Below are 11761 nucleotides of genomic sequence, written 5' to 3'. Positions count from 1 at the left end.
TTTCTGAGGCTTTAGATACCTATAACCATGCTTTTGGAAGTACAATTGGTGGTTTGAACAGTACTTTTATGCGTAACCTTTGGGCGTCAAATATCAGTCGGAATCCATCTGTTGGGATGTATGGGGATTTTGGTTTTGCCAATAATGTGATCTTTAACTGGTGGAACAGAAGTGCCGATGGTGGCGATAATGCTTCATTTTATAGTTTCATTAACAACTACTATAAACCAGGACCGATTACTCCTGCAGGGGAACCGATTTCTTATCGTATCTTAAAACCTGAATCGGGCAGAGATAAAAAGTTTGCCAACGAATTTGGTAAAGCTTATATAACCGGAAATATTATAGAAGGAAACGAAAAGGTAACCAAAAATAATTGGGATGGTGGTGTTCAACCTGAAAGCAAAAGAGATAAACAAAAGTTGTTAGATTCGATGAAAGTGGATAAACCTTTGCCAATGGCGAAAATTTCCATCATCGATACCAAAAAAGCTTATGATTATGTTTTGGCCAATGCTGGTGCATCTCTTCCTGTTAGAGACGCTGTTGATCAACGTATTATTAAACAGGTTACAACAGGCAAAATTGAACATGTGGAAGATGGGAAATTGCCTGCTCAACAAAGTTATGTAAAACGCCGTTTACCGGCAAATTCCTATAAACAAGGTATCATTTCTGATATCGCACAAGTTGGCGGTTATCCAGAATATAAAGGAAAACCTTATGTAGACACAGATCATGATGGAATACCGGATGCCTGGGAAACAAAAAACGGACTAAATCCGAAAGATGCTAAGGATGCCTCAAAAATTTCGAAATCAGGTTATGCCAATATCGAAGTTTATTTAAATAGCTTGGTGGATATCAATAAAGTGAGACCTTAAGAAAGGAGAAAGGCCAAAGTTGAAAGCGGAAAGGCTTGGCAGTCGCATAGCAATTTTGCTTTTCGGCTGTCGTCATGCTGAATTTATTTCAGCATCTTTCATGCTATAAAGACCCTGAAATGAATTCAGGGTGACGACCGTTCATAGATTGTTGACAAAGAAAAAAACATCAATGCCAAAAACTAACCACATATTAAAAGTTATACAACTAAAAACCTTACCGTTTTTGGTAATGGCGCTTTTGGCGACTAACTTTTCGTTTGCCCAAAAAACAAAACCGGTAGAGCCACCAAAACCTATCTTTAAAGGGAAGGATGGCAAAATAGCTTATACACCGGATACAGATGGAAACCGGATTCCCGATTTTTCTTATGCTGGTTACATGGCAGGCGAAAAAGCCATTCCTAATGCAACAATAAAGGTCATTGTTCCAGTTTCAAAGGGCGATGCCACCTTAAGGATTCAGTCAGCAATTAATTATGTTTCGAAATTACCCCTTGGTAAAGATGGTTTACGAGGTGCCGTTTTATTAGAAAAAGGAACTTACGAAGTTGCCGGAACATTAAGGTTGTCAGCTTCTGGGGTGGTACTACGGGGAAGTGGAATGGGTGAAAACGGTACAAAGATTTTTGCAACTGGTTTAGACCGGATTGGTGTAATCAGGATTATAGGTCAAAAAAACAGGATAGAAGAACAGGCAATCGCGGTTACTGATCCTTATGTGCCCGTTAATGCAAATAAAATTACACTGTCTAATGCCAATGGATTTAAAGTAGGTGATCAGATCATCATTAACAGACCTTCAACTAAAGAATGGATCGAAATCCTCAAAACGGTCGAATTTGGGGGCGGTGAAAGTGCTTTGGGCTGGAAACCAGGGACAAGAGATATTCATTGGGATAGAAAAATTATCGCCATAAATGGCAATACAATAACTTTCGATGTGCCAATTACAACAGCTTTAGATGCTAAATATGGTGGCGCAACTGTTTCGAAATATAAATGGGATGGAAGAATTACGCAATCTGGTGTTGAAAATCTGAAAATTGAATCAGATTATCATAAAGAAAATATTAAAGACGAATATCACCGTTGGACAGCTATCTGTTTAGAAAACGTACAAGATGCATGGGTTCGTCAGGTGGTTTTTGAGCATTTTGCAGGTTCTGCAGTAAATGTTTTGGAAACTTCAAAAAGGATTACTGTTGAAGATTGTAAATCGTTAGCTCCAATTTCCGAAATCGGTGGCGAGCGCCGTTTTACCTTTTTAACAACCGGTCAGCAAACGCTTTTCCAAAGGTTGTACTCAGAATATGGCTACCATGATTTTGCAGTAGGTTTCTGTACTCCAGGCCCCAATGTTTTTGTGCAGTGTCAGTCTTATTTACCTTTCAGTTTTAGCGGCGCAATTGATAGCTGGGCATCAGGTGTATTATTCGATATCGTAAATATTGATGGACAAGCGTTGAGTTATTTAAACCGTGGACAGGATGGGCAAGGTGCTGGCTGGAGTGCTGCAAATAGTGTTTTTTGGCAATGTAGCGCCGCAAGGGTTGATAATTTTCAGCCACCAACAGCTCAAAACTGGGCTTTTGGAACCTGGTCTCAATTTGCCGGAAATGGCTATTGGGATATGTCAAACGAACAGATTCAGCCGCGAAGCTTATATTATGCCCAACTAAAGGATAGATTGGGAAGTGAGGCGGATAGCAGGAATTTTGTGCTACCTGTTGAAACGGAAGCATCAAGCAGTCCGCCTGTAGATGTGGCATTAAAACTGACAAAATTAGCCTACAAACCTGCTTTAACCGTTTCAGAATATATTGATGCAGCTTCTGACAGGAATAAAATCCCTACAGATGCCGGTTCGGCAAAGAGCATTGATAAGATCGGCTTAGATCAAGTTATTCAACCTGCTCTTGCGGGTGCGATGGGCATCAAAAATGGTTGGTTGGTTCGTGGCAGCGAAATCGTTCTCGGCGGTCGTCAGGATGTGCCCTGGTGGAACGGAAGCCCCCGTCCGTATGGATTAAAAAATGCCAAGTTTCATATCACACGTTTCGTTCCTGGTCGTTCAGGTAATGGTTTAACAGATGATCTGGATTCGATGACCGATGCCATGAAAAACGGTCAGGTTAAAGTGCTAGATCACAATTATGGCCTATGGTACGATAGAAGAAGAGATGATCACGAGCGCATCCGCCGTATGGATGGCGAAGTTTGGGCACCTTTTTATGAATTGCCATTTGCTCGTAGCGGACAGGATAAAGCCTGGGATGGTTTGAGCAAATATGATATTACCAAATACAACCTTTGGTATTGGGACAGGTTAAAGCAATTTGCTAATCTGGCTGATCAAAAAGGCTTGGTTTTAATCCACGAGAACTATTTTCAACACAACATTATCGAGGCCGGGGCGCATTATGCCGATTTTCCTTGGCGTACCGCAAACAACATAAACGACACAGGTTTCCCTGAACCTGTACCATATGCCGGCGACAAACGCATTTTTATGGCTGAGCAGTTTTACGATATCAGCAACGAACACCGCAAGGCAATCCATAAAGCTTATATCAGAAAATGTTTAGAGAATTTTGATGGAAACACAGGCGTTATCCAATTAATCGGTGCCGAATTTACAGGTCCGTTGCACTTTGTTCAGTTCTGGATCGATACCATTAACGAATGGGAAAAAGAAACAGGCAAGCACCCAATTATCGGTTTAAGCGTAACCAAAGATGTTCAGGACGCGATTTTGGCTGATCCAAAGCGTGCTGGTGTTGTTGATCTGATCGATATCAGGTACTGGCATTACCAGGCCGATGGAACGGCTTATGCGCCACAAGGTGGTTTAAGTTTGGCGCCACGTCAGCATGCACGTTTGTTAAAACCTAAAAAAACATCTTTTGAAGAAGTTTATGATGCTGTTTCAGCGTATAAAAATAAATTTCCCGAAAAAGCGGTGATTTATTCAGGAGATAGCTTTGACAGTTTCGGTTGGGCAATTTTAATGGCAGGAGGTTCGCTCTCCAATGTCGATGTAATTGATGCTTCAATTTTAACTGCGGCATCTTCGATGAAACCCTTTTTACCTACAGATAAATCTGCAAAACAATATGGTTTAGAAAACCCTGGCAAAGCTTATATTTTGTATAACGCTTCTGCTAATGGCATCAACCTCGATTTGAGCAAAGTATCTGGGAAATTCAATGTGAAAGTGCTGAACTCCAAAACAGGGAAACTGCTTAAAGAAGAGAAAATTAATGCCGGCGCTATTGCTAAGTTAGAGAAGGTTGGATCAGGAGACGAAGTCATTATCATCAATAAAATTTAACATGAACATTAAATCTAAAATATTTCTGCTTGTTGTGGTTTCTTGCTTAGCTTTTGGCTGTAAGAAAAAATCGCATTTTGGTGATAAAAGTCTCTTGGTTTCAGAGAATGGAAGATATTTAACCACCGGTGATGGTAAACCATTCTTCTGGCTTGGCGACACTGGCTGGTTATTGTTTGGCAGGTTAACAAGAGAAGAGGCAAATACTTATCTCAAAGACCGCAAACAAAAAGGTTTTAATGTCATCCAGGTAATGTTATTACATGATGTTCCATCGAGAAATGTATACCTCGATTCCTCAGTTGTTCATGCCGATGTTTCAAAACCGATGCTTACCCCGGGCAATAATCCAAAAGATTCTTTAGCCTATGATTATTGGGACCATGTTGATTACATTATCGATAAAGCCGCCGAAAAAGGTCTCTATATGGCATTAGTGCCTGTTTGGGGTACAAATGTTAAAGCTGGAAAAGTTAAAAAGGAGCAAGCAAAAGCTTATTCTGAGTTTTTGGCGAAACGTTATAAAGAGAAATGGAATATAATCTGGCTCAATGGCGGCGATATTAAAGGCAGCGATAAAAAAGAAGTTTGGAATACCATTGGCGAAACTTTAAGGGCAAATGATCCCAATCACCTTATTACTTTTCACCCTAGGGGAAGAACAGCCTCATCACAGTGGTTTCAGAATGCAAAATGGTGCGATTTTGATATGGTACAATCTGGCCACCGCCGTTACGATCAGGATACCTCTAAAAATGAGAAATTACATTATGGAGAAGATAACTGGAAATACATTGAAGCCGATTATAAACTGAAACCAACTAAGCCGACAATTGATGGAGAGCCTTCTTATGAGGATATTCCACAAGGTTTACACGACACCCTCCAACCACGTTGGACAGATAGTGATGTAAGAAGATATGGTTACTGGTCGGTTTTTGCGGGTGCCTTTGGCTATACCTATGGCCATAATTCGGTGATGCAGATGTATAAAAAAACAGATTTAAAGCCTGCTTATGGCCCTAAAGACCAATGGATAACGGCCATAAATGCGCCAGGCGCTAAACAAATGCAGTATTTGAAAGATTTAATGTTATCTCATCCTTATTTCGACCGTGTGCCTGATCAGACTTTGGTAGCAGGTAAAAACGGCGAAAAGTACGATCGGATTCTTGCCACAAGAGGTGAAGAATTTGCACTGCTTTACACTTATACCGGGCGCAATTTCAGCGTGCAGCTAGGCAAAATAGATGGTGACGAAGTAAAAGCATCATGGTTTGATCCAAGAACAGGGAAAATCATCCCAATTGGAGAATTTGAAAATAAAGGAATAAAAGAGTTTAACCCACCAGGCGAGCCTGCAAATGGCAAGGATTGGGTATTGGTGTTGGAGGAGATATAAATAGTTAGGTCGTCATTCCCAACTTGATTGGGAATCGTAATGCTTTGGCTATTGTTTGTGTATTAAGATCCCCGCCTGCGCGGGAATGACGACCGCGAGAAACGTCATTTCGACTGGAGTGCAACGGAATGGAGAAATCTATACACAACGATTAATAGATTTCTCGACTTCGGTCGTCATTCCCAACTTGATGGGGAATCTTAAAGCGTTTGCATTAAGATTCCCGCCTGCGCGAGAATGACGATCAAACGAAAAAAATAACGAAAGAATAAAAAACAGTGTTTAAACCCAATTCCATATCATCATTTCGCTTAGCTATAATTGGCCTGCTGCTTTGTGGCTTAACATCCTGCACAAAACAGGCTTATATATTTACCTCCTTCCATGAACCCGCAAATGAAGGCTTGAGGCTTTTGTACAGTTATGATGCTTACCATTGGACAGATTTAAATAAAACCTTCTTGAAACCTGAAGTGGGAACACAGAAAGTTTTACGCGATCCATCAATCGTTCAAGGCCCGGATGGAACCTTTCATTTGGTTTGGACCTGTAGCTGGAAAGGCGATAAGGGCTTCGGTTACGCAAGTTCGAAAGACCTGATCAACTGGAGTGCGCAAAAGTTTCTTCCGGTAATGGAAAGTGAGCCAAAAACGGTAAATGTGTGGGCACCGGAAATCTTTTACGATAACGAGAAAAAAGAATATGTAATCATCTGGGCTTCAACCATACCGTTCCGCTTTGCTAAAGGAATAGAAGAAGAGGAGAATAACCACCGGATGTATAGTATTACAACCAAAGATTTTGAGACTTTCTCAAAGCCAAAACTGTTTCTCGACCCTGGTTTTAGTGTAATCGATGCGGTGATTGTGAAACGCGCAACCAAAGATTATGTGCTGGTTTTAAAAGATAATACCCGCCCGAATAGGAATTTAAAAGTTGCTTTTGCAAAAGATGCTTTAGGTCCTTATGCAAATGTTTCTGAAACTTTTAGTCCGAAATTAACGGAGGGACCAACGGTTGTAAAAGCTGGAAAGGATTGGTTGATTTATTTTGATGCTTACGGAGAAAAGATTTATTCAGCTTATAAAACAGCCGATTTTAAGTCTTTTAAAGATGTAACTGCGGAGGTTTCAATCCCCGAAGGACATAAACACGGAACAATTATAAAAGTGAAAAGGAAAGTGATTGAGAAATTATTGAGGTAAGAACCTTAACGCAATATATATACTCGATCGTCATGCTGACCTGTAGCAAAGCGGAAAGCTACGCAGTAAATTCAGTTCAGCATCATTCAAGAATTGAATAGATTCTGAAACAAGTTCAGAATGACGCGAGATTTTAGGATAATAAACATGAAAATATTTAAAATACTTTGTTTAAGCTTACTATTGGCATTTGCAGGATCAACCTCGCAGGCGCAGGATACGGTGCGTTATACAGGTAAAACCTTGGTAAACGCAGACTATCATCATGGCCAACTTTCGCCGGTGATGGGCGTACACAGTATCCAAACTTTCAGGGCAAACAGAGAACATCCAGAACTGGCCGAAAACTTTGGCTGGACCTACAACCATGCGCCGATGTTGGCTTATTGGAACAACAAATTTTACATCGAATATTTGAGCGATAAAGTTGGAGAAAGTATCCCGCCAGGACAAACATTATTACAGTCCTCAAAAGATGGTTACACCTGGACTAAGCCGGATGTTGTTTTTCCGATTTACAGAATTCCTGATGGAACCACAAAAGAGGGTAGAACTGATGTAGCGAAAGATTTAGATGCCGTGATGCATCAACGCATGGGCTTTTATGTTTCTTCTAAAAACGTGTTCCTTGTTTTGGGTTTTTACGCCATCAGTTTTGATGCAAAAGATGATCCGAACGATGGTCACGGGATTGGCAGGGCAGTAAGAGAAATTCAGGCAGACGGAAAATACGGCCCGATTTATTTCATCCATTACAATCCAGGTTATTCGGAGAAAAACACCAAATACCCATTGTACACCAGAAGTAAAAGTAAAGCTTTTATTGAGGCTTGTAATGAGTTATTAACTAATAAATTAATGACGCAACAATGGAATGAAGAGGCAGATAGAAAAGATCCTTTGATTACTTTACAAAAACAGTATAAAGCCTTCAGCTATTATCACTTGCCTGATGGAAGAGTAGTTGGTTTATGGAAAAATGCCTTAACAGCAATCAGCAATGATAACGGTAAAAGCTGGCCTGAAAACGCGTCGCGTGCACCGGGTTTTGTAAACAGCAATGCCAAAATATGGGGTCAAAAAACTGCTGATGGTAACTACGCGACGGTTTATAATCCTTCAGAGTATAGGTGGCCTTTAGCCATTTCAACAAGCAAAAACGGACTCGATTATACCAATCTTTTACTGGTGCATGGTGAAATTACGCCAATGCGCTACGGAGGCAATTACAAATCTTACGGTCCGCAGTATGTTCGTGGTATTGAAGAAGGGAACGGAAAACCCGCGGATGGAAAATTATGGGTAACCTACAGCATGAATAAAGAAGACATCTGGGTTTCTTCGGTTCCGGTACCCGTTAATGACAAAACTACACAACATGTAAATGATGATTTTAGTAAAATGCCGGCTGATAAAGCGCTCGAAATGTGGAACATATACAGTCCGCTTTGGGCGCCTGTTAACGTCGATAACGGTACTTTGGTTTTAAAAGATAAAGATCCGTTCGACTATGCAAAAGCCGAAAGACTGTTTCCTGCGTCCAGAAAAATTGTTGCTTCGTTTTCGGTTACGCCAAAGCAAAATGATTTTGGTTTGTTGGAAATCGAATTGCAGGATACGAAAGGAATGGCAACTGTACGCCTGACTTTTGATACTGCAGGAACTTTAAGCGCAAAAGCTGGTGCACGGTATAAAAACTTCATGAAATATGAAGCAGGTAAAAGTTATGATATCAAGTTGAAATTAGATGCGTTTACCCGATTTTACACCATCACCGTAAATGGAAAAGATGCATTAACAAGTCTGGCTTTTCAGCCAGTTGCCGATGTTTCCAGAATTGTTTTCCGCACCGGCGATGTTCGTCGTTTTCCTGATGTAGATACACCTGCGGATCAAACCTATGATTTGAAAAATGCAGGGGAATCAGAGAAAACGGAAGCTGTTTATTCGATTAAATACTTAAAAACGGAGGGATTTTGAGACAGTTGGCAGTTTTTAGTTTGAGGTTTTCAGTTTTCCCCTCGTTGCGTTCTAAAGCGTTCGTCATTCCGACCGCCTCATCGTCATTGCGAGGAGGCACGACGTGGCAATCTTTCTTACTCGTAGCCATTCTTGCTTTATGCTCCCTCTCCACCAGTGCAAAAATACTCTTGCCTCAGATCTTATCGAGCAATATGGTTTTACAACGGGATAAACCCATCAATATCTGGGGTTTTGCATCTCCGGATGAGAAAGTTGAAGTCACTTTTGCTGGACAAAAAAAACAGACAATAACCGATAAAAATGGGAACTGGCTTCTTGTTTTAGCTCCACTCAAAACATCAGCAAAGCCGCAAACAATGTCTATCACAGGCTCAAATAAAATTATATTAACCAATATTCTGGTTGGCGAAGTTTGGGTGTGTTCAGGTCAATCCAATATGGAATACGCGATGCGGAAATTGGCTAAAATCCCCAAGCCCAAAAATGAGTACTTTGGTTTTCCATCCGACGAAGTAGACAAAGCACACAATAATCAGATCAGGATTTTCCTGGTTAACCGTAAAACATTAAACAAACCCGATTCGATCCACAAAAGCTGGTCTGTAGCCCAAGATTCGGCATTACGTGCTTTCTCGGCCGTAGGTTATTTCTTCGCGAAAGAAATTCAGGAAAAATTAGGTATTCCCGTAGGCATGATCTCTTCGGCCATTCCAGGCAGCGCCATTGAACCTTGGATAGCAGAAAATGCATTTGCGCAGGAAGACTACTTCAAAAACCAAAAAGTAAATAATGATCCTGGTAAATTTTATCCGACCATGATCGAACCTTTAACACAATTTAAAATCCGCGGCTTTCTTTGGTATCAGGGCGAAACCAATTGTTTTCTGAACGAGAAAATCAGCTACGCCTATAAAATGAAAGTATTGATCAATAGTTGGAGAAAAGCCTGGAAAGAAAAGGATCTGCCGTTTTATTATGTTCAAATTGCACCTTTCGATTATAGTAAACAAAAAAGCGATAAGGTTGTATTAACTGCCGAAACGGAACCAACTTTTTGGGAGGCGCAACAACAGCTATTACTTTTGCCCAATRCGGGGATGATTTCTACATCAGATTTAAACGATAATGGGGGAGATTTACATCCAACTTATAAATGGGAAATAGGTAGAAGATTATCGCTTTTGGCGCTGGCAAAAACATACAACAAAGACATACCTTTTTCTGGGCCGATTTACCAGTCTGCGTCCTTTAAAAACGGAAAAGCATTGCTCCATTTTACATACCTGGAATTAAACAATAAACCTATTTTAGGATTTACAATCGCGGGGAAAGAGGGTAAATTCGTAAATGCTGAAGCTATCGTAAAAGACGATAAAGTGGTGGTTTCTTCAAAAGAAATTGCCGAACCAACTGTGGTTCGCTATAACTGGACAGAAAATCCAACAGGAAATTTTAACTGTTACGGTTTGCCAGCATTGCCTTTTAGAACCGATAATCCATTATCAAAACAATTTAAAACCAATTAATGAAACGCAGATTTATACTTTTCTTGTGTTTAACAACCATGTTTTGCTCCCTAAAAGCACAGCAAACGGAGAAATTATACCTATCAGGAACAGGGAACGATAACACTGTTAACTGGGATTTCTTCTGTACAGCTGGTGCAAATTCGGGCAAATGGACCACCATCCCCGTGCCTTCAAACTGGGAATTGCAAGGTTTTGGAAAATATAATTACGGTTTCAACAAAGAGGAAAACAAAGGCAAAGAACAAGGACTTTATAAGCATAAATTTAAGGTTCCTGCAGATTGGAAAAACCGAAAAATCAATATTGTTTTCGAGGGATCGATGACGGATACCGAAGTTAAAATCAACGGAAAATCTGCCGGAGAAACACATCAGGGTTCGTTTTATGTGTTTAGATACGATATTTCTAAATTGGTAAAACTTGGTGGCGATAATTTACTTGAAGTAAAAGTATCCAAACATTCAGCTAATCAATCCGTTAACGAGGCTGAACGGAAGGCCGATTTCTGGATTTTTGGTGGCATCTTCAGACCAGTTTATCTTGAATCTTTGCCTTTAACACATATCGATAGAATTCAGGTCGATGCCAAAGCCAACGGAAATTTCGATGCCAAACTTGCTTACACTGGCGATGCCGATAAAGTTGAAGTAGAAGTTTTTACGAAAGATGCTAAACGTTTTGGAGATCGATTTACCACTTCAATAAAGAAAGGAACACAAAGTATAACGCTTAGCCTTAGCCATCAGTTTTCTAATCCGGAATTGTGGTCGTCAGAATTTCCAAATCTTTACACTGCAACATTCACTTTAGTTAAAAATGGCAAAGAAATCCATCAGCTTTCTAGAAAGATAGGTTTCAGAACGGTAGAAGTAAAAGAACGTGATGGTGTATATGTGAATGGGGTGAAAATGAAATTTAAAGGTGTAAACCGTCACTCTTTTTATCCATCCTCAGGCAGAACAACGAGTAAAAAAATCAGTATTGCTGATGTGCTGTTAATGAAAGAAATGAACATGAATGCCGTTCGGATGTCGCATTATCCACCAGATGGACACTTCTTAGACGTTTGTGATTCGCTCGGCTTATTCGTAATGGATGAATTGGCAGGCTGGCATGGTACTTATGATACGCCTACGGGAACAAAATTGATGAAAGAAATGATGCTGAATGATGAAAATCATCCATCGATTATATTTTGGGCAAATGGAAATGAAGGCGGACATAACCGCGAACTTGATCACCTTTTTGCTGAAGAAGATATACAAAAACGTCCTTTAATCCACCCTTGGGAAGTTTTTGGAGGTTTCGAAACCACCCATTACCGCGAATTTAACTACGGAATCGGCAATTACGATCACGGACACAATATTCTAATGCCGACCGAATTTCTGCATGGCATGTGGGATGGCGGTCATGGTGCAGGC

At 40.4% G+C, this 11761-nt stretch carries 6 protein-coding genes and 1 pseudogene; all 7 read left to right on the top strand.

What is annotated here, in order from left to right; all coding sequences use genetic code 11:
* Positions 1-884, top strand: a pseudogene (locus AC1DPQ_RS05745) (polysaccharide lyase); the annotation flags it as partial.
* Between the two features lie 172 nt (positions 885-1056).
* Complete coding sequence (locus tag AC1DPQ_RS05740; RefSeq protein WP_477582275.1) at positions 1057-4218, top strand: DUF6298 domain-containing protein; 3162 nt, start codon at positions 1057-1059, stop codon at positions 4216-4218.
* 1 nt (position 4219) lies between these two features.
* Positions 4220-5620: a glycoside hydrolase family 140 protein gene (locus tag AC1DPQ_RS05735; protein ID WP_477582277.1), complete on the top strand. Its 1401-nt coding sequence runs from the start codon at positions 4220-4222 to the stop codon at positions 5618-5620.
* Between the two features lie 278 nt (positions 5621-5898).
* Positions 5899-6825, top strand: coding sequence for a glycoside hydrolase family 43 protein (locus AC1DPQ_RS05730; RefSeq protein ID WP_477608351.1), 927 nt, complete (start codon positions 5899-5901; stop codon positions 6823-6825).
* A gap of 147 nt (positions 6826-6972) precedes the next feature.
* Positions 6973-8805: a six-hairpin glycosidase gene (locus AC1DPQ_RS05725; protein ID WP_477580674.1), complete on the top strand. Its 1833-nt coding sequence runs from the start codon at positions 6973-6975 to the stop codon at positions 8803-8805.
* A gap of 194 nt (positions 8806-8999) precedes the next feature.
* Complete coding sequence (locus tag AC1DPQ_RS05720; protein WP_477608349.1) at positions 9000-10334, top strand: sialate O-acetylesterase; 1335 nt, start codon at positions 9000-9002, stop codon at positions 10332-10334.
* On the top strand, positions 10334-11761 hold a 1428-nt coding region (locus tag AC1DPQ_RS05715; RefSeq protein WP_477608347.1), incomplete at its 3' end, for a glycoside hydrolase family 2 protein. The genes AC1DPQ_RS05720 and AC1DPQ_RS05715, both read left to right, overlap by 1 nt.

Source organism: Pedobacter sp. 01T416_2 (assembly GCF_056398925.1).
This window is presented reverse-complemented; position numbering and strand designations above follow the sequence as displayed.

What these genes read in the sequence shown, in the direction of transcription:
- AC1DPQ_RS05740 (WP_477582275.1), top strand. Translation starts at nt 1,057, where the DNA reads ATGCCAAAAACTAACCACATATTAAAAGTTATACAACTAAAAACCTTA.
- AC1DPQ_RS05735 (WP_477582277.1), top strand. Translation starts at nt 4,220, where the DNA reads ATGAACATTAAATCTAAAATATTTCTGCTTGTTGTGGTTTCTTGCTTA.
- AC1DPQ_RS05725 (WP_477580674.1), top strand. Translation starts at nt 6,973, where the DNA reads ATGAAAATATTTAAAATACTTTGTTTAAGCTTACTATTGGCATTTGCA.